Source organism: Shewanella sp. SP1S1-7, assembly GCF_031932105.1.
GTDB lineage: Bacteria > Pseudomonadota > Gammaproteobacteria > Enterobacterales > Shewanellaceae > Shewanella > Shewanella baltica.
In genome coordinates this window covers 12,665-32,321 of record NZ_JAUOEU010000036.1, presented here as the reverse complement: position 1 = coordinate 32,321, position 19,657 = coordinate 12,665, and the positions used below count along the sequence as shown (strand labels likewise).

The window sequence follows — 19,657 nt, the reverse complement described above, 5'->3', positions numbered from 1 at the left end:
CATCCTTTTCACCCTCGTCCTAAATACTTGCTAGGCGCGCCCAGCTTCGGTCGCAAATCTAGGAGTATCATCATGGACATTCACGAACAACAACGCTTTGATTTACTTTATGAACAACATCTTACCAACTTAACCTTGCAAGGCAAGCGGCCTGCAACCATTGATGCCTATAGCCGAGCGATACGCCGCATTGCGACTTATTTTGACTGATGCCCCTACACCCTGACTACCGATGATTTGAAGCGCTATTTTGTCGATTTGATTGCCTCCCATTCATGGATCACTGTCGAACTCGACCGCAACGGCTTGAAGTTTTTTCTACTTTCACGTCCTCAACAAATCTTGGCAATGGCTTAATATTGTTAAGCCACCACAGACTGAACCCCATATATGTCCGATGGTGTTAGACCAGAACATTATGTATTTTGTGGCTTTATCGCTTTCGGTCTATAATGTGAGTTACTAGTTTCTTAAAAAAAAATGGAAAAATTAGAAGAGTTTTACATAGCCGAACTAGCGAATATTCGACAAGATCCCATTATTTCCAAGTTACTTTCAAAGTTGCCGCCGGAGATAAGTGATAGCTATACGAATGAGCAACTAATGGGTATTAGAATTGCCTTAGGTGACCGTACTTGGGGTAAGCATTTTGTTGATAGTCGTGGTACTTTTTCGCTTCCATTTATTAAGTGGCGTTTTTACTATGTGTTTCTCTTAGGTAAAAATAAACGCGCTTATACTCGCCGTGAAAAGCGGTTTTCATTGCTGGCCTTCTCTGCATTAGTGCTCGGTTTTATGCTACTGAGCGTACTGTTTGGACTGCTGCTCTTATATCTACTGAAATCGTCCCTAGGTATTAATATTTTCCCCGAGATATCATTAGGAATTTGGGATTGGTTTAAAGACCTATTTAGCTAATTTGTGTATTTAATGGAGACTTTAGTAAATTGCGGCGACAGATATAACGTTCAAGCAGCTCAAAGCAATCTGAATGTTCATTCATTTCTTGCCAATAGAGTTTTTGTAATTGTGTATAGGCAAGATGTAACGTTTCTGTCTGTTTTTTTGATGTATTATTTTTTAATATGTTTATTAATTCTTCGAACCCATATGCAATTAGCCCAGCTTGTGGTAGACATTGACTATATTCGTAACAATTACGGCTATTTTTAATATAGCTTTCATGGTCGAAAAGGTAGAAAACTATAGCGATATTTAACGGTAATACATCAATAAATAAAGATGAATAATCCGTAAGTAACAGATCTACTTGATGTAAGATACCGTAGACATCCTCCCAACTGCTGATATCTCTTACATTAGGGTATGCACTAAAGTGTTTAGCATAATGTCTTTCATTCGGGTGTAATCTTAACAAAAACAAGCAGTCTGAATTGACTAAAAACTGGGATAACACACCCCAGTTGAAGGCTTTTTCGTAGGGGGATTGTACTGTTTCAGTATTACTTAAGTTGGCATCTCGCCAAGATGGGGCATACAGTATGACCTTTTTATAGCTTGTACCATCAGGTTTTGAATTGATACTTTGACATTTATCCGGATAGCGGCGATAAAAATCAGTTCTTGGATTACCGCAACTGAGCAATTGTTTTTTTTGTAATCTGAAGGCGCTGCAAAATAAACGGTCAACTAATGGACTTGGACTGAGCATCAACTGAGGTCGAACATATTCTTGGTGATATAGTAGTGAATGCCAAGTTTTTTGCCAATATGAATTGGATTGATACTTATGCGCTAGAGGTCCGTGGTCTATATCAAACTCAATCCTTTTCAACGGGGAACCATGCCAGAGATTGATTTTAATTGAACCACTAGCAAACCACTGATTGACGTCACCAATATAACTATTATATATGTAAAATCTTGCCGTTAGTACATGATAAACACCTTCTAAACTCCATCGTTCATAGGCGATAAATCCTTTCTTCCTCAGCGCGTTAACTAGTGATGCATCACCACTAATCCAAATTACATGCATAAATTTATTTTTGTGCCAGTGCAGATATAAATATTTACTGTTATCCGCAAAAAGGTTTTTATAGCAACCAAATACAGCTTTATTTCCTTGTCGCGGAAAAAACCATGAAAGACCATAAATACATTTCTTTAATAATGAAGTAAATAAGTTTGTTTTCATGATGAACCTCACTTAATCAAGGCGGAGGATGGCAATCTGATGCTGTTTGAGCGAGGGACTGCCAAGTTGGTTTTGATTTCAGTGGTTGAAATAGCATCTGTTCTTTCCAAATAAATCACTTGGCAAAACTCTTTTAAATAATCAAATTTCCCCTGCCAATCAGAACCCATACCAAAGATATTCACATTGAGTTCTACAATATCTTTAGCTTTTTGCTGCCAGTGAGTTTCAGGTATCACTAAATCTACATATTTACAGGCACTTATCATCTCTATACGTTGCTGGTAATTAAAAAAAGCCACTTTTCCTTTGAGAGAATTAAACTCATCTGTTGATACACCAACAATAAGTTTATCTCCCATCGCTTTGAGTCTTTGAAATAATCTCACATGACCATAGTGGAACAGATCATAGGTACCATAAGTGATGATTGATTTCATGATTAATTCCTCTTGCTTGAGTGAGAGTCAATATGGGCTTGTATTGATTGTGTACCCAAGGCTGAATGTACAGCCCTAGAATTTTGTTTTAATAGTTGACGAACTTGATCACGTTTATTCTTTGTCTTGAAGTCTTGCTCTATAATGATTTTTTCTTCTTCTGGTATAGCATATGGTGCGAGTAATTGAACTGGGCCATAAACGCCATGCTTACTTGGTTCTTGTGCTGTATATGGTGATTGCTCTGTTTTTGCACTCAATCCCATTAGATGCAATTTTCCGAGGCACACATGGTAAAGCTGAGGTAATAATGCAAGACATTGATATGGTATATTAAAGCGCCAACTGTTAAGCAATTTATTTTGATTACTTATTAAGTGCATTTTGATAAAGCCATGCCATGAATGTATGACCCCCCAAGTAAACAGTATGGGCCAGAGTGGCAGGCTTAAACATAATATTAATAGGGAAATTAGCCGAATTAAAAAAGACTCAGTATGAGGTATCTGTTTATGACTTGTGGAAATTAATCTAGGATCATTGATTTTTATCGCGGATTTTAGCCCTACATTAATAAGTACATTCTGACTAATAATGCAGTTATCGATATTGAGACCTTCGCCAACAAAGCTATTATCTAAAATTAAGCAATCATTTAAATTACAATCTTTTTCAATCAGACACTTATTGCCAATAACAATTTTATTTTGCATGTTTACGTTAGGTGCAATCCATGTTTGTTCACCTATGGCTCCCCAAGCATGTAGTCGCGAAAGTAACCCTGTTCTTGTTTTGGCTCCTAAGTAAAAATATTTAGTCGGTTTGATACTGGCACTCGGACGTCCCGAGGCTGTCAGCCCGTAAAAGCTTGCATCTGCGATTGTCAAGTTGGCGTAAAGATAGGATTCAAAGCTATCGAGCATGGCGCATTGACCATGTAAAATTTCAGTTATAGCTTCCGCACATAATGTGGTGTTGTCTAATGGCCAATCGAGTAAATGTAAGTGATTTTGCGCCGCAGGCAGCATTAATAATCCTGGATTTAAATCAGCTAGCTTCGGGCGTACTAAGCGTAATTTTATGTTTTTGCAATAATTAACGAAGCAATTTATACAAGGAGAGCGCAATATATCGCCTCGAGCAACTAAGGTTTCCTCATTTAAATCCAGTTTCATTCGTGACATAACTTGAGTAACCGATTCCTGTACTTTAGTCAGGAAATATTCAATCTTTACACCCCAGCGGCTACCATCACCTAAATAAGCTTCTATCTTTTCAGCATGGCTTGAAATAACCAGCTTAACTTGAGTGATTCCTGCATCTGCAACATCTTCGAGCGTATACTCAATTAAGGCTCGATTTCCCACTGGTAGTAGCGCAGGGCAATATTGCTCATCCAATGGCGATAACTCATTTCCATGACGATTCGCGAAAATAATGGCTTGCATAGCATTCTCCTTAATAGGCACCGCGACTGAAGATAACTGCAGGGATTGTTTTAATTAACAAATAGATATCCTCAGTTAGAGACTGTTGATAGATGTAATCAACATCCAGCTCGACTTGCCTGTCAAAAGGAATATTTGAGCGTCCAGATACTTGCCATATACAAGTAATTCCAGGCTTTACTTGTAATCTACGGCGGTCACTGGGGCTATATTGAGCGACTTCTCTAGGTAATGCTGGGCGCGGTCCAACAAGGGACATATCGCCGAGTATGACATTCCAAAGTTGAGGTAACTCATCGATAGAGGTTTTTCGAATAAATTTACCGATGCGAGTGATTCTGGGGTCACATTTCATTTTAAAAATAACCCCACCTTGCATTTCGTTAGTCTTTTGTAGGCTTGCTAAGCGAGCCTCTGCATCCTGATACATAGATCGGAATTTCCACATAGTAAAAGTGTGATTGAACTTCCCAACCCTTTGTTGGCTAAAAAGGACCGCTCCTGGTGATTCGAGGCGAATGAATAACGCCACAAGCAGAAGTAAGGGCGCCAGTAACACCAATGCAAATGTTGCAACACTCACATCCAAACTGCGTTTGGCAATACGATTAAGTAATAAGCGCAGTTGAATACGGCCGCAGCGTTGCTGTGTGCTGGATTTACTCAAATTTGGATAGTTGATTACGTTGGTTTTTGTTTCAGATTGATGTGGTTTCTGATTATTAAGTTGGCGTACTTCTTTTCTTACTCTTAATAAAAACAAAGGATTACCAAATATGTAGCGACGCCACATGCGCCTAGGCTCTTGTATTAGGCGCCAAATCCATTCCATACCCATTTGTCTTAACCAGAGTGGTGCTCTGTTGATGCGATTAGAATAAAAGTCGAATAGACCACCTACACCAATACCAACGGCGGGGCTTAACTTAGAATGATATTTTGCAAGCCACAGTTCTTGTTTAGGTGCACCCATTGCAACAAGTAAAACTGCTGCACCTGATGAGTTAATGATTTTAAGAACCGATTTCGTGTCGGCTTCATGGAAAAAACCATGATGAGTTCCCGCAATCTTAAGCATAGGATGTGAAAGTTGTAATTGTTGCGCAGCTTGATGTGCCACTTCTGGTGCGCCGCCTAATAAAAACAGGGACAGTTCTTCTTTTATCAATTGCTCACAAAGTAGTGGGAGCATATCGGTGCCATTGAGATTAGCTTTTAATCCAACACCTAGCCAACGGCAAGCTATTCTAGCGCCGATTCCGTCGGCAAAAATCGCTTCACAGTTATTTAACTCACGATGGTACTGACTGTCTGTGTAAGCTTTATTGAGGCAGTCAGCATTAACAAAAGCAAATTGAGTTAGGCTTTTCGCCGGTGTTTTTGCTTTCGACACAATAAGATTTAGCATGCCATTCATCGTTGCATTGTGTAGTGACAACCCAAATAGTGAAATTCGCTCTGCTTGTGATGTCTTGTTGGAAGTTAATGCACTATTAATTGTGACTCTGACTAAAGCTAAAAGGTAATTCCACAGACTTGAATATGCTTTCCGTAAAGAGGGAAAACTGTCTTCAAAGTCGATGCCTATCCTGCGTTGCATCGATGAAATTGACACTAAGCCTGGACGGCAAAAAAGCACTGGTTTTGGTTCAAACGAAAAATGAACTTCATCACCCAGTAGACCTATATCACCTTTTATAATATTAATAATAACAGGTAGTTGATGAGTCCACCCTTGATAGGGGAATTGATATAAACCGACCAGGTTATCGGTTCCATGAATATAAACGCGCTCTAGCTTAGTTTTATTCATGACTTTGAGATAAAGATAAATACATGAGATTAGAGGGAAGAAAAGCAGCAATGCAGCTAGTGCGATAATGCGATCTGCGAATTGTATTGACCAAAGAGTTGGTATACATGTTTTACTCAGGTTCAATGTGTTCATCATTAACTCCTAACTGACTTTATTGGTTGCTCAAGAGTTACTGCTACTTATTATTTAACTCAGAGCCTTTACCTAACAATGCACAATGTAGGCCATACTTTAAACTCATTGAAAATCATTGATTTAACTTATTTTTTAACAAAGAAAATTTCTTATTTGCAGTTTGCAATGCAAGCTGCAAATAAAAGTCGGAATAAATCAAACGAACTACAGTGATAAAGTTTAACGTTAGGGTTATTAACCCGCATGTGCATATGCGGGATAAGGTCGATAAAGATTACTTAAGATTTGATGACAATACTGAAGGCTTTACACCATCACGTTTAATCCGCATTTTTTGGCGGTATCCTATATAATACTGCCCCGCAGTTTCACAGATTTTGTAGATACTGCTGGGTAGTAACCACTGCAAATAAGCTGCAAATAGCGTTGTTAGTGTGCGACTCGTCTCTGTGATCAATATTGTCGGCGAGGTAATTAAAGCTTGATTAACTAGATTTTTTGCCATTTTCCCATCCCCAAGGCGAATAGCTTGCCGTGCTAAATAGCGAAGTTGATAGGCTCTAGCTGCATTTTCGTGAATCTTTAAGATTTTAGGCGCGAAACGGCGTGCTTTAGTTATCATTTGCTCCCAAGACGCGAGCTGCTTAGTTAAGTTTGACGATAAACCACCATGATTTAATCGGTAATAAGTTAAGGGTTCGGGAATACCTTCCATTTTCCACTGTGTGGTGGCCAAAATACGAAACCAGCATTCAATATCCTCTGACTGGCGAAAATTTTCATCAAAATAACAACTGTAGCTTTCGGTATGATTCAATGCTTGAAAACGGATTTCATTCAATGTTTCGCGGCGGATCACAGGGGCGGAACCATTACCAACTGGGTTTCTGCACAGTAGATGACCAGGATTTATGTTGGTTAATTGTGGCATTTGGAAAAAGTTAATAGGATTTCCATGGTAATCAATAAAACTAGACCGTGAAAAGCTGATCCCTACCTTTGGAGAGTTTTTCAGGTGCTCAACATGGAGCATTAATTTATCAGGATGCCAAAGGTCATCCGAGTCGATAAAAGCCACATAGCGACCAATTGCGTGGCGTATTCCAGTATTACGCGCCGCGGCCAGCCCTTTGTTAGCAGTATGGGTCACTATTCTTATGCGACTATCGGAGAAGTTCTGGCATTTAGCTAAACTGTTATCGGTTGCGCAATCATTCACTATGATGAGTTCAAAATCAGTATAACTTTGAGCTAACACGGACTGAATCGCCTTAGACACAAAGGCTTCAACATTGTAAACAGGCATAATGACTGAAACTGAAGGGATCATAATGAACCTCCTAATGAGGGAGATAGAGTGATTAAGCCAAGTTTTTTGGCCGTGGGTTTCATAACAAAATAAGCAAATAGTGGCATGTAAATCAGGTAGCAAACGAAGATATTCATGGCGACAGTTGTAAGTCCCCACAGTGATCCTAGGCTTATAGCAAGAGTGAGAAGCGCAACAAATCCAAAATTGCACAAGAGATTTAATTGATTTAGGCCGCTTGAGATGAGCAGTTGGCTTGCAGCTTCACCTAATGGGCGCGTTAAACCACTTAAGCACAGCAAAATAAATATAGGCAAAGCGCCAGCATCAAGCCAATGTTCGCCATAAACAATCGGTAAATACCAAGGTGCGAGTATGCTTTGCAAGCTAATAATGGGAAGTGTAACTAACATGATACTGAGCAGGGCGTGACGGTATTTCTGTAATGCGTTTTCACTATCGGGATGACAGAGGTGGGAGTAAAACGCGGTACCAAAACTTTGTACTAGACCAAGGCTTACACCTAAACTGGCATTTACTGCAAAAAAATATACACCAAGTGCTTCTACGCCTAAAAAATAACCTACTAATAAATAATCGATATTCTGTCTTAATGCTAAACTAAAATCCCCAATACCTACCATAAGTCCGAAGTGCAATAAATTCCGGCATTTTTGTGCACAGGAATGTTTAATAAAATATTTCCCTTGTCTATCAAAAATTGATGTCGAACTGATGGTGAGATGATTGTGATAACGATGGATCCCTATCCAAATTAATACTACCAACACTTTGGGAATAACTATTCCCCATATTCCAAAACCACAAAGTACCAATATTGCAGTAAGAACACTATCAGCAATGGTTTGCCAAAGACTTGCTCTACCAACAACGCGCATTCTATTGTTTCTTAAGTTTGCTGTGGCATAGATCATACCAAAGGGGAGTAATAAGAAGCTTGTTGCCATGAGTATCATAGGCTTAACTATCGACATATCTTGATAGTAAATAGCGATGGGGCCACTGAGTAAGCTCAAGGCAACAAAAGACGATAAACACACAAACCAGTTAAGTCCGTTGGCACTGGCTAAATGGGATATGAAATCAGAGTCTTGCATTTTTATTAATGGTGCAGAGGTTATTCTGCGAATAAAAATACTTATAATTTCAAACGAGGTTAGAATAATTGCCACTTGGCCAAAGATATCTGGCGTGAGTAAACGCGCAAGAATAATACTGCTGCCTAAACGAACGACACGCCCTAATACCTGTGCTGAACCAAGCCAAAGCATATTAGTTGCAAGGCGTTTAGTGCCTTGTATGTGCCATATTGCACCTATCTGCGCTAACGTTTTCATCAAACAACCTATTCAACTGAGTTTGACCTGATGAGGTAATACAGTTTCCGTGCCATAATTCAAAATTTTATTTATTTTATTTATTTTATTTATTTTATTAAATAACAATATCTTATGTTTGCTTGTGATAATGAGTATAGTCGATGCTTTCGTTATAAACATTTGTTGGTTGCAAAATGCAAATCAAGATGCAAATAACACGTGAGAGGCCGGTATCGTTGAATAGGGCTTAATTGGGGGGTTATTTAGTTTGAGTATGAGCGGCGCCGAGAATAACTAATCCAGGCCAGAAAAGGTAAGCAAGGATCTCGAGATTTTCTCCAAATGTGTATAGCAGTAGTATGAGTATAATTGCCATACCAACGGCAGAAAGCCGTGATTGCATAACGGAGGATAGTAGGCAGCAAATGCTTACTAGCAGTGGTAATGCAAGCGCTATAGCACCGACAATACCTTTTACGAATAATAACCCATACCAAGTGTGATGTGAGCCTATTGGCATGTATTCAACCATATGGGGACCACGTTCAACTATGCCATGACCCCATATTACGGCCTCATTTGCCCAGCGTTCGACGGCAATATTCCCAAGTGCTTCGCGTACACGAGTTGAATCTGCTCTGGCAGCTTTGACGCTATGAATGCTTGATTCTATCGTGGATAGCACAGTCTCCCCGATCACCCCGGCCAATAAAAAGACTGGGCTCAATAGCAGATAAAGCCAAGGATATTTAGCATAACGAATAAAATTGAAATAAACGATTAGTGCAAAACAGCAAAGTATCGCAAGTCTTGACTGGGAAATGAGTACCATAATTATGCTCCCAATGATCCCGTACAAACGATAGCGTTTATCCGTTTCCTGAAGAGCAAATAAAAAATACAGATTACCCACCATACCAAGAGCTGGAGCCCATGGAGTAAATAGGCGCCAGCGTGGAATTCCGCTACCAGGGTCGATTTCATATAGGCTTACGCTGAAAAACTCAGGACCAGGACCACCAATAATACTTAACGGTGAGACATAGAGCGTACTTGGTAAACCTACTCTCCAAGCTAAAATGAATAATGGAAATAGTATTAATGTATGTTTACCGACCACACAGCTAGCCCGATAAATTAATTCTGGTCTTATTTGCATTCCGCCTATGAGTGGAAAAATAGCCAATAATGCCCAGCCCTTTGCCCAGCCGATAGAGGATTTTATCAGCTGAGCAAGACCCAACCCTTCTATTAAATGCCCAATGACTAGGGCAAATAACATGAGTAGCATCGCGCCAATCCAACTTATTACGGGAAAAGAAATGCGTATACCTTCGGCATGGAAGAGTACTCGTCCAATGATCTTAAGAACTAAAATCCAACCAATTACTGGTGCTATTAAATACATAGCGCCAAGGATCCAAAAGATGTAGGTCCCAGTAATTGCTAGCCAAACTACTCGTTCGTCAGGATTCTCTGGAGTAAGGGTTTGCGTATCCATAATATACTCAATCCTGCAATTACCATGATAGAGGCGGCAATGCCACCAATGAGAGTCAAAATAAACCCTAGCTTATCGGCTTTTTCTGGACGGCTGGGCGGTGAAAATAGTTGTAATAAAGGATATGCAGAGAAAATATCAGCTTTACCTACATCTATTTTAGCAATTGCAGAGGTAAATACTGCCGTCGCCAGTTGATGATCTCGATGTAAATCTTCTAATTTAGCGGCATCATCGTTACTGTGTTTTAAGCGAGTTTCCCATAGGTCAATTTGTTCAGTTAATGATGCTAGTTCATCGCTAAACCCTGCATTTTCAGTGGCGAAATTAATTAGTTTTTGCATCAATTCGGCTCGGCCATCAATATCATCCACAGATAGGATCACCATTAATTGTGGATCGCAACGTAAAAGGAGTTTCTGGCAACGACTATTAAGTGCATTTAGCATGACTTTTTGTTCAGTTTTTGCAGTTAAAACTTGGGGATGTTGTTGAGCAAAATTACCGCTTAAACTGACTAAGAGTGAGCTGGACTCAGTATATTTGAGCAATAACTGCTGGAATAATTGATCATTCTTAAGTTTGAGTAGATCCGCAGATTGGCTGGCAGTAAGCGACAGGCTAGACTCCAATAGGTGTTGACTGGCTAGCCCGCCTTCAAGTTTGGCTCTGAGATTGACTTGGCTTTGACGAAGGCGCTCTATTGTGAGTGCCACTTCTTTAAATTGATCGAGAGAAACCAGCCCTGTTTTTGATTGGAATGCTAAAATATTTGACTGACTCTGTTTTACTTTACTGGCGAATCCTTCGAGTCCAATTCTGACCCCATTTTCCCGGATAAGGATTTCATCTGTTCTGAGCTGTGACAACATTATTTGTAAATGTTGATATAGTGCCCATGCTTTTTTCTCGGCTAGCTCTGGAGTCGCGGCATTTATAGTGAATTCCATTAAGCCGGTTTGACTGGGTAACTTCAGTTTAGGCATACCTAATGCCGAAGCCGTGATATTTAGTTCTTTAGCCGTTGTACTGAGTAAAATATCGCTCAAAGCAATAGCCTTATAGTTTTCGCGAGGATCAATTGCCGAACTTAAATAAGGTGAACTGCTTGAACTGCTTGCTTGACCAATACTATCTAAACTTACCATGGCGCCAGCACCTGCGCCGGGTAAAATTAATACCCATTTACTGGTGTAGCGCGTTGGAGTAATGAACAGTATCACGAGTACAAGTAGCCAGATCAAAGCTAAAGTTAATAGTACGGTTTTTATGTATAACTTACGGCGCGCTATTGGAGATAAATTGCTGCCATTGACGAGAGCGCGTTTTATCCACAACAGTTGATGTGTCTCATGACGTGCTTTCATCATAATGTCCTCAGTATTAGAGTAAACCCAAAATACTGGTGGGAATCAGCACATCGGTCAGGCTGCGAGCTATCTCTCGAATATTGGTTATACCTGAGTCATAACAGGCTATGCCGTCACCAGGCAGCAGCACTGGATTCATTTGGGGTTGCCAAGACTGACGGATCAAGCTATCCATTGATCGCTCAACAATATCGGTTTCATCGGATAAGGGATTTCGGGTTACTAAAAGTACATGACGGCTAGCATTAGTACTTTGAGCTCCACCTATACAATTTGCCGCTATCGCTCCTGTGAGTAAGCGTGTGCCATAGGGGAAACGCGTTGCTTCAGTGTCGAGCCCAGATTGAGAATTGCTACTGGCTGGCTGTGTTAAATTTGAAATAAAAACTCTTATACCTGGTATAGTAATTTGTGAAGGCCGTACTAGTTTGTCTTGAAAATTGTGGGAACTGGGAACGAGGATTTGATCTCCCGCACTTAATAAAAAATCGGGAACTGGTTCACCGTTCATTACGCCCGTTAAGTCAAAAGAATACTGTTTATCTCCTCGGATAACCCAGACTTGATTTATTTTTGCATCTGGGCGCACACCACCAGATGAACGCAGTGCGGCACTAATAGTTCTGTCTAGTGCTTGATCTCCGCTATGAATTTTATCGTCGTCTTTGATTTCGGTATCGGATTTTTTATTTATCAAATGTTGGCCAGGTTCAAACACGGCACCAAGTACAGTGACCTCTATAGGAGCCCAAGCGATTGGACTGATGCTGATCCTAATTTTATTAGGGTGCATTAGTTGCTCGTTTACCAAGGTTTGAGCGATCTTTGTTTTAAGCGTATTAATATTACTGCCTTTAGCTAAAATCGGCGGTAAATAAGGTAAGTAAATTTGTCCGTTTGCATCAATCTCAACGTCGGCATTGAAATCATCCCCATTAAAAATACTAATATGTAGCTTATCCCCCACAGAAAGCTGTAAGTTAAGGACGGTTTCTTGATAAAAGTCCGCACTAATCACCTGATTTTCATCAGAATTAAGTACCACGCCCTCTGTTTGACTATTGAGTAGTGCGAGATTTGCCTGTCGTTGATAAGGAACTTGTGTACCGAAGTAATGACAATATTGATCTGACTGCTGCTGGCACAGCTTATCTTGTTGTGAGTGCATAGGGGTGGTGCAGGCACTTAAGGCTAAGCAAAGCAGTGCGGAGCTGCAGTTCAGTACTAATGATTGGTTACCTTGACGGTTATTCATGAGCTTCCCCTTGATATTGATGCTTAATTAACTTGCATCGAACTATGGCTTAGATGTGCGATAGCAGCATCTTGGCATTCATAAATAGTGAAGATTTGATGTAGTCGAGTGAGCTCAATTAATGATCTAACATTATCAGATGGGGATAAGAGTAAAATCTCACCATCGTGTAACTGTGCATATTTAAGGGCTGAGATAAGCACTGATAATCCACTTGAATCAATATACTTCACCTCTTCAAGATTAATAATTAGCCGATTGGTACCATTTTCCATATGCCGCAACAAAGCTGCTCTATGAGTTGGAGTATTGGCCATTATCATTTCAGTTGGGAATGTCACTATGCTCGCATTCTGTTTTTCTATCGGGGAGAATTTCATGATGCTTTCCTCTTTAAGGCTGTTAACAATTTAGTATGCATATTGGGAAAGCATTTATTAGGCCAATACTTTAACTATTGATTTTTAATTGATTTTTAATTGATTTTCTAAATTATCAACTCTGTTTATGGTCGGTTAGCAATTTGCATTGCAAATTGCTAACCATATAAAAGTAGTACTCAATTCTACTATGATTATTCTTGTTTGATTAACCTGTTAAATAATGGTCATCACATCACTGTAGTAAGTGTGAATAGGATTTTTTGAATAGTTTCGCCACAAAACTAATGTCGGCGGAGTAAAATTAACCTTAAATGAGTACCAAGCACAGTGGGCTGAAATCGAACTTCATCCATCCAGTTATACATAATCCATAGACCACGGCCATGTTCATTCATTTGTTCTGGGCAATGATGAGGCTCAATCTTAGGCAAAACGGTCGAGTGGTCAAGCAGGTCAACAATAATGCGATCATCATTGCAATGCATAATTAGCACTATTTGCTCTAAGCCCGCTTCAGTATGGTCGAGTATGTTATTAATAGCCTCAAGTACACAAATAATTACTTTAAATCTTTGGCGTTCATGTACATTCTGCAAAAGCATAAACTGTTCTAACTCAGGGCAAAACTGCTGAATACGCCATTGTTCTTGGGTAAGTTTGAGCTGTAAACTATTCATAATACCTCCAGTGTAGTCTTGGCATAAGTTGTGATGGATAAGTAATTAACATCATTGATATATCGTCTTGTATGTTGTTGCATTGCCACAGTTTTAATGCATGACTTAGATGGTGTAGTAATTGCTCACTGCTCAGATTTTTTGCTTTTTCACATAATTGTTGTAAACGGTCTAGACCAAATATGCCAAATTTTTCATGTTTGCATTCGTAGGCGCCATCGGAAAATAGTATTAATCGTGTACCTGGTTTCATCTTAAAATTTTGATTTTTATACTGTATTGCACTGTGTATTCCTATGGGCAACTCAGTTTCGAGAACGAGAGATTCACAATCGGAGTTAGTTAACAGGAGAGGCGAAGGATGTCCGGCACTACAAATCTGCACTTCGCCGTTTGAAGTATTAATCTTGCCTAGAAGCAAAGTGACAAATCGCCCAGTATTATCTGGATCGCTTAGTTCTTGGTTCAATGCATTTACGATTTCATTTGGGGATTGTTGGTGCCAATTTGTTCTTTCCATCGATAAACGCTGCGCTAAACTCACGCTTTGCAGTGCAGCTGTAATACCGTGTCCGGCTGCATCGATGAGATAAAAACCTAGTTGATTTTCACCTAAGTCAAAACATTGAAAAGTATCCCCAGCAAGGTAATTAGCAGGTTGAAATCGATGATGTAACTGCCAATTATTTGGGAGCTCTTGCACTCGGGGTAATAGCTCGCGTTGAACCTTTGCTGCGGATATTAAATCTTTTTGTATTGTGTTCAGTAACGCGGTTTCTTTTTCAAGCCCTTGATGTAACAGTTGATTTTTTTTTGCTAAGTTTTGTTGTAACTGCATGATCCGCATAGCAGCTAGCATTCTTACTTTTAGCAATGCGGGATTGAATGGTTTACAAATAAAGTCATCTGCACCAGCTTCAATTCCTAGTACGATATCTGCTGTTTGATTATTAGCGGTTAGCAAAATGACAAAAGGTGGGAGGTTTACATTCTTCAATATTTGACACAGTTCTATCCCTGTCATACCTGGCATACGCCAATCGCTAATCACTACATGAACAGAACTATGCTTTAAATATGCTAGTGCTGCGTATGCGCTGTTACAGCTCTCGACCAGCCAACCAAATTGTCTCAGTAAGTTACAAATAAATAATCGCTCGCTCTCAGTATCTTCCACTACCAACACAGATAAGATTTCAGGCTGCTGCGTAGTTATTGAGGATAATGGCATAGTACGCCTCCTTTCATAAGGGATGCTCAAGATGAGCAAAATCTATGCCTGTATAATAAATGACTATAAATTTAAGATGATAGGCTGAGTAATTCGTTAGATTCTCAATTATGGCGAGTTAAAAGTTCAGGTTGAAATGACTCAGTTGCAAAATGCAAAACTGTCATCCATAGTAAATAATTAATGCGATATAATAATATTTAGGCCATTGTTTTTAATGTTTTTTAACTAATGGCATGTGAGTTGCTAATGCAGTATTGAGTTGGTGAAATACATCAACCATACAATTTTATGCACTTCATTGATAAAAGGATATTTAGAATGAATAGCTTTCTTGCTTTATTCCCACATGCTTGGCTAACTCGCTTAACATCTTTCTCCGTTATCGCTTTGATAATGATAGGCGTAACCAATACACCAAGAGTAATGGCGTCAGAATCACCAGCAAGCAATAATATTAAACAGGTACTCATTTTTGGCGTTGTTCCTCAGCAATCAACTGCTCAACTCGCAAAGCTATGGCCGCCAATTTTGGCCGCCTTGTCTCAAGGCGCTAATTATGAGTTGCAATTTGCAACAGCCCCCGACATTCCAACCTTTGAGGCTAGATTAAAGGCAGGGGTTTATGATGTCGCTTACCTAAATCCTTATCACTACATAGTATTTCATGAATTCCCTGGCTACCAAGCTCTAGCGCGAGAGAAAAATAAGAAGCTCAAAGGCATCGTTGTTGTTCGGAAGGACTCGCCTATTAAGTCATTAGAACAACTTGAAGGTAAAACGTTGGCATTTCCTGCGCCAGCATCATTTGCAGCAAGTGTTTTGCCAAGGGCGTATCTAAAAAATGCGAAAATTAATGTCGACGTAAAATACGTGGGGTCACACGATTCTGTATATTTATCGGTTATACAAGGGCTTGTAGACGCTGGCGGAGGAGTACAGCGTACCTTTAATAATTTGACCGATACACAGAAGCAGCAACTTAACATACTTTGGAAAACGCCTGAATATACTCCACATGCTATTGCAACTCACCCGCGGGTATCTGAAGTACATCGACAAGCATTACTTGAACAATTTCTAAAACTATCTACAACCCCAGCAGGCCAAGTATTACTTAGTTCAGTGGATTTTTCAGCTTTTACTGCGGGTGAGGATAAAGATTGGGATGATATTCGGTCACTATCTCTCGGGTCGCTATCTAAACCGCTCGGAGAGAAATAAAGTGTCCTTTAGGCTGAAGACGATTGTTGGAATAGCACTGATTGAAGCTTTGCTGCTATTTTTGTTGGTATACACAAGTATTAATTACCTGAAACTATCTAATCAGTCTCAAATTGAGAAGCGGGCTCAGACCACGTTGACTTTGTTTTCGATTGCAGCAAAGGATGCTGTTATAAGTAATGATATAGCAACATTGCAAGCTTTAGTGGAAGAGTTGTTAACTAAAAGTGAGGTACTGTATGTCACGGTGTCTGACCCTAGTCATATTTTAGCCTATGGTGGGGCAGACAAGTATGTTCAAGTTTCACATCAACCCGATACCGAATTAGCTCAAGTACAAGATGGTATTTTCGACTTAGAATATAAGATAGAAGATAATGGTTATCGTTTTGGCACAATTAATATGGGTTTTGAGACTCGCAGTCTTGATGATTTTATTCAGTTGGTAACCACAAAAATCCTCTCAATTGCTGGGATTGAAATTTTATTGGTGGCGTTATTTTCATTACTCCTTGGCCATTACTTGACCCGAAACTTAACCATTCTTACCAATGCGTCTAAACGAATATTGGCTGGTGAGCTTGGGGTGCGAATTCCTGTTAAAGGGAAAGATGAAATCGCTCAAATGGGCAAAGCATTTAACAATATGATTGATAAAGTGGACGCTAGAACTAAAGCGCTAGAAGCAGCTAATATTCGGTTAAACACCATTCTAGACTCTGCCGTTGATGGTTTCGTCATCATTAATGATAAAGGTACTATTACGGACATTAATCCCGCAATTAGTCGATTATTTGGTTATGCTCACAATGAATTGATTGGCCAGAATGTTGCTATTTTCTTACCTTTCGAAATGCGTTCTTCACATGATAGTTTTATTCATCAATATTTAGAAACGGGTGTCACTCAGATTATTGGCACAAGCCGAGAATTGATGGCACAACGTAAAGATGGACAATTATTTCCAATTGCACTATCGGTTTCGCTAATGAAAATCGATAATAAGGTAATGTTTATAGGTTTAGTCAAAGACTTATCTGATGTAAAACGTAAAGAAGTTGCAGCAGCTAAAACCGAATCAGTGCTACTTGCGACTTTAGCTGCAAGCCTAGATAGCTTGATAACCATTGATATAGATGGCCGTGTTGTTGAGTTTAACCTTGCGGCAACGCGATTATTTGGTTATTCACGACATGAAGCAATTGGACGGTACCTTGAAGAACTAATTATTCCCAAAAGCCAACATTCAAGCCATAGAGGAGGAATGGAGCGTTATCGTCAGACTGGTTCTGGCAACATAATCAATAAACGTATCGAGTTATTGGCCACTTGTAAAGCTGGTAATGAAATCCCAATAGAGCTGGAGGTTGTGCCAATCAAGTTAGGTAATGAAATCCTTTTTACCGCTTTTTTACGAGATATTTCCGAACGTAAAGCCAGCGAATTAAAGCTCCAGTTAGCTAAAGAGCAAGCAGAGCTGGGCAATAAAGTTAAATCACGGTTTCTGGCAACAATGAGTCATGAAATTCGTTCTCCACTCAATGCTATTTTAGGCGGTGTTGAATTACTGCTCCATTCTAAACTAAATAAAGAACAGCGGATCCATGCCAACATTACTAGAGAGGCTGGTAGTGCTTTACTCAATACAATCAATGATATTTTAGACTTCTCTAAGATTGAAGCTGGACAAATGGTGTTGGAGTCTAATGAATTTGAGCCAGATAAACTTGTTGCTCAAGTTCTGCAAATTTTAGAGCCAAAAGCCTATGATAAGGGACTGCAGCTCGTTAGCTTTGTAGATCGTAATGTTCCGCAGACATTGCTGGGTGATCGGCAGCGATTAAATCAAGTCATCCATAATTTAGTGGATAATGCGATTAAATTTTCAGTATCAGGAACAATCACCGTCGAAATGTGGATAGCCGATAACCAGCAGTCGTTGATGCAGCTTTTTTGTCGAGTCACGGATTCTGGTATTGGCATTTCTGAGGAAGCGCAGAGCAAATTGTTTAAAGAGTTTAGTCAAGTGCATGATACCCATAACACAAACTATAAAGGTACTGGTTTAGGGTTAGCTATCTGCCGTGAACTTATCACTATGATGGGCGGTGAAATTGAATTAGAGAGTGAACTTGACAAAGGTTGCTGTTTTACTTTCTATGTTTCGTTGCAACCACATGAAGCTAACTATTGCCATAGCTATTGCCCTCCCACCAAGTCACGGGTGATGTTAGCCCACACAGATTTATTATGGTTAAGCATAGTTTCTAAACAATATTCACAGTATGGCATTGAAACTGTTGTAGTTAATAGCTGGGGTGAGATAAAAGAAGAAAGTCTTCTACTTGGAAGGTTTGATCTTGTTCTTCTTGATGAAACTTTTTTATTTGAAGTGGATAAAAATGAAATTAATTGGCTTAAGCAAACCAACCTTAGTGATGAGGGGACCTTAGTTGCTTTAGTCTCGGCGATGAGCTCTGAAATTTCACAATCTTTATCGAATATAGGATTAGACCAAGTTGTTAATAAGCCTTTAAGTCGCTCAATGCAGTTTGCGTTGCTCAGTCAAGATGCACCTAGTAATGAATCTGAAGAAGTGTATTTGGCAGAAAGTTTATTTCAAGGTCATATTCTGCTAGCTGAAGATAGTCCTGCGAATCAAATAATTGCGGGAACAATGCTGACAAAAGCTGGCTTTGATGTCACTTATGCCTGTAACGGTGTTGAAGCTGTTAAATTAATGAATGAAAGAGCCTTTGATTTGGTTCTGATGGATATTCGTATGCCTGAAATGGATGGGCTCGAGGCTAGCCATATTATTCTGTCTACTAATCCTAATCAAATCATTCTTGCTATGACCGCGAATGTGATGAAAGAGGAAGTTGAGCAATGTTATCTCGTTGGTATGAAAGATTTTATTTCTAAGCCTGTTAATCAAAAAATGCTATTAAGCATTATCCAAAAGTGGCTACCTAATGCCAGCATAACACTGCCTATCATTTCTTCGCAGGTTAAGAGTTTTTCTCAAAATTTATTGGACGAAATAATATTGTCAGAATTATCAACTGCACTTGGAAAAGACAGTCTGTCGAATATGATGGCGGTTTTCTGTGAAGAATTATTAGAAAGGGTAGCAACTCTTACAGTATTGGACCCTACACAATTTGAGTTGATTGAAGACCAAGCCCATACTTTAAAAAGTAGTTCTGGTAGTTTTGGTGCTGCTGCCTTATTTTTATTAGCACAACAACTTGAATCTAGTGCGCGTAACAAACAGACTGAAATAATTTATACATTAATTAAACAAGTGGCAATTATAGGTAAAGAGACACATGACGCCTTCATGGAACGTTTTATTCAATAGGGATAT

At 39.5% G+C, this 19,657-nt stretch carries 16 protein-coding genes; 4 read left to right on the top strand and 12 right to left on the bottom strand.

Going from position 1 to position 19,657, the window contains the following annotated elements; translation table 11 throughout:
* The first annotated feature begins 72 nt into the window (after positions 1 to 72).
* On the top strand, positions 73 to 210 hold the full coding sequence (locus Q4Q49_RS19825) for a hypothetical protein (protein WP_227257753.1): 138 nt from the start codon (positions 73 to 75) through the stop codon (positions 208 to 210).
* Between the two features lie 270 nt (positions 211 to 480).
* The gene (locus Q4Q49_RS19820; RefSeq protein WP_011846890.1) at positions 481 to 918 is read left to right on the top strand and encodes a hypothetical protein; all 438 of its coding nucleotides are present in this window, start codon (positions 481 to 483) and stop codon (positions 916 to 918) included.
* Here the strand turns inward: Q4Q49_RS19820 and Q4Q49_RS19815 are convergent.
* From Q4Q49_RS19815 to Q4Q49_RS19760, 12 genes are all read right to left on the bottom strand, one after another.
* Positions 911 to 2,158, bottom strand: coding sequence for a CDP-glycerol glycerophosphotransferase family protein (locus Q4Q49_RS19815; RefSeq protein ID WP_312000238.1), 1,248 nt, complete (start codon positions 2,156 to 2,158; stop codon positions 911 to 913). The two genes, Q4Q49_RS19820 and Q4Q49_RS19815, sit on opposite strands and share 8 nt — an antisense overlap.
* Before the next feature lie 8 nt (positions 2,159 to 2,166).
* Positions 2,167 to 2,598, bottom strand: a complete 432-nt coding sequence (locus tag Q4Q49_RS19810; RefSeq protein WP_011846891.1) for an adenylyltransferase/cytidyltransferase family protein — start codon at positions 2,596 to 2,598, stop codon at positions 2,167 to 2,169.
* A 2-nt stretch (positions 2,599 to 2,600) separates the two neighbouring features.
* A complete protein-coding gene (locus Q4Q49_RS19805) occupies positions 2,601 to 4,046 on the bottom strand; it encodes an NDP-sugar synthase (RefSeq protein WP_312000237.1) in 1,446 nt (481 codons plus the stop codon).
* A 10-nt stretch (positions 4,047 to 4,056) separates the two neighbouring features.
* A complete protein-coding gene (locus Q4Q49_RS19800; RefSeq protein WP_312000236.1) occupies positions 4,057 to 5,994 on the bottom strand; it encodes a WecB/TagA/CpsF family glycosyltransferase in 1,938 nt (645 codons plus the stop codon).
* A gap of 277 nt (positions 5,995 to 6,271) precedes the next feature.
* Entirely contained in the window at positions 6,272 to 7,327 is a 1,056-nt protein-coding gene (locus Q4Q49_RS19795) for a glycosyltransferase family 2 protein (protein ID WP_063883077.1), read from the bottom strand.
* Positions 7,324 to 8,664, bottom strand: coding sequence for an oligosaccharide flippase family protein (locus Q4Q49_RS19790; RefSeq protein ID WP_063883078.1), 1,341 nt, complete (start codon positions 8,662 to 8,664; stop codon positions 7,324 to 7,326). Before Q4Q49_RS19790 ends, Q4Q49_RS19795 begins: the two co-directional genes overlap by 4 nt.
* A gap of 241 nt (positions 8,665 to 8,905) precedes the next feature.
* On the bottom strand, positions 8,906 to 10,147 hold the full coding sequence (locus tag Q4Q49_RS19785; RefSeq protein ID WP_312000235.1) for an O-antigen ligase family protein: 1,242 nt from the start codon (positions 10,145 to 10,147) through the stop codon (positions 8,906 to 8,908).
* A complete protein-coding gene (locus Q4Q49_RS19780; protein ID WP_006083681.1) occupies positions 10,102 to 11,517 on the bottom strand; it encodes a hypothetical protein in 1,416 nt (471 codons plus the stop codon). The genes Q4Q49_RS19785 and Q4Q49_RS19780 overlap by 46 nt, the downstream gene beginning before the upstream one ends.
* A 13-nt stretch (positions 11,518 to 11,530) precedes the next feature.
* Positions 11,531 to 12,772 carry a polysaccharide biosynthesis/export family protein gene (locus Q4Q49_RS19775; RefSeq protein WP_006083682.1) on the bottom strand — a complete coding sequence of 414 codons (1,242 nt, stop codon included), beginning with the start codon at positions 12,770 to 12,772 and terminating at the stop codon, positions 11,531 to 11,533.
* 23 nt (positions 12,773 to 12,795) lie between these two features.
* Positions 12,796 to 13,152 carry an STAS domain-containing protein gene (locus Q4Q49_RS19770; protein ID WP_006083683.1) on the bottom strand — a complete coding sequence of 119 codons (357 nt, stop codon included), beginning with the start codon at positions 13,150 to 13,152 and terminating at the stop codon, positions 12,796 to 12,798.
* A 284-nt stretch (positions 13,153 to 13,436) separates the two neighbouring features.
* A complete protein-coding gene (locus Q4Q49_RS19765) occupies positions 13,437 to 13,832 on the bottom strand; it encodes an ATP-binding protein (RefSeq protein ID WP_006083684.1) in 396 nt (131 codons plus the stop codon).
* A complete protein-coding gene (locus Q4Q49_RS19760; RefSeq protein ID WP_006083685.1) occupies positions 13,825 to 15,063 on the bottom strand; it encodes a SpoIIE family protein phosphatase in 1,239 nt (412 codons plus the stop codon). Before Q4Q49_RS19760 ends, Q4Q49_RS19765 begins: the two co-directional genes overlap by 8 nt.
* Positions 15,064 to 15,384: 321 nt before the next feature.
* Between Q4Q49_RS19760 and Q4Q49_RS19755 the strand changes: the two genes are divergently transcribed.
* Together Q4Q49_RS19755 and Q4Q49_RS19750 are read left to right on the top strand one after the other, a co-directional pair.
* Positions 15,385 to 16,287: a phosphate/phosphite/phosphonate ABC transporter substrate-binding protein gene (locus tag Q4Q49_RS19755; RefSeq protein WP_006083686.1), complete on the top strand. Its 903-nt coding sequence runs from the start codon at positions 15,385 to 15,387 to the stop codon at positions 16,285 to 16,287.
* Positions 16,232 to 19,651, top strand: coding sequence for a PAS domain S-box protein (locus tag Q4Q49_RS19750; RefSeq protein WP_312000234.1), 3,420 nt, complete (start codon positions 16,232 to 16,234; stop codon positions 19,649 to 19,651). The genes Q4Q49_RS19755 and Q4Q49_RS19750 overlap by 56 nt, the downstream gene beginning before the upstream one ends.
* Positions 19,652 to 19,657 lie beyond the last annotated feature (6 nt).

Coding starts and splice junctions, on each gene's coding strand:
- Q4Q49_RS19810 (WP_011846891.1), bottom strand. CDS start 2,598: ATGAAATCAATCATCACTTATGGTACCTATGATCTGTTCCACTATGGT.
- Q4Q49_RS19795 (WP_063883077.1), bottom strand. CDS start 7,327: ATGATCCCTTCAGTTTCAGTCATTATGCCTGTTTACAATGTTGAAGCC.
- Q4Q49_RS19825 (WP_227257753.1), top strand. CDS start 73: ATGGACATTCACGAACAACAACGCTTTGATTTACTTTATGAACAACAT.
- Q4Q49_RS19790 (WP_063883078.1), bottom strand. CDS start 8,664: ATGAAAACGTTAGCGCAGATAGGTGCAATATGGCACATACAAGGCACT.
- Q4Q49_RS19770 (WP_006083683.1), bottom strand. CDS start 13,152: ATGAAATTCTCCCCGATAGAAAAACAGAATGCGAGCATAGTGACATTC.
- Q4Q49_RS19800 (WP_312000236.1), bottom strand. CDS start 5,994: ATGAACACATTGAACCTGAGTAAAACATGTATACCAACTCTTTGGTCA.
- Q4Q49_RS19820 (WP_011846890.1), top strand. CDS start 481: ATGGAAAAATTAGAAGAGTTTTACATAGCCGAACTAGCGAATATTCGA.
- Q4Q49_RS19750 (WP_312000234.1), top strand. CDS start 16,232: ATGATATTCGGTCACTATCTCTCGGGTCGCTATCTAAACCGCTCGGAG.
- Q4Q49_RS19805 (WP_312000237.1), bottom strand. CDS start 4,046: ATGCAAGCCATTATTTTCGCGAATCGTCATGGAAATGAGTTATCGCCA.
- Q4Q49_RS19780 (WP_006083681.1), bottom strand. CDS start 11,517: ATGATGAAAGCACGTCATGAGACACATCAACTGTTGTGGATAAAACGC.
- Q4Q49_RS19775 (WP_006083682.1), bottom strand. CDS start 12,772: ATGAATAACCGTCAAGGTAACCAATCATTAGTACTGAACTGCAGCTCC.
- Q4Q49_RS19755 (WP_006083686.1), top strand. CDS start 15,385: ATGAATAGCTTTCTTGCTTTATTCCCACATGCTTGGCTAACTCGCTTA.
- Q4Q49_RS19760 (WP_006083685.1), bottom strand. CDS start 15,063: ATGCCATTATCCTCAATAACTACGCAGCAGCCTGAAATCTTATCTGTG.
- Q4Q49_RS19765 (WP_006083684.1), bottom strand. CDS start 13,832: ATGAATAGTTTACAGCTCAAACTTACCCAAGAACAATGGCGTATTCAG.
- Q4Q49_RS19785 (WP_312000235.1), bottom strand. CDS start 10,147: ATGGATACGCAAACCCTTACTCCAGAGAATCCTGACGAACGAGTAGTT.
- Q4Q49_RS19815 (WP_312000238.1), bottom strand. CDS start 2,158: ATGAAAACAAACTTATTTACTTCATTATTAAAGAAATGTATTTATGGT.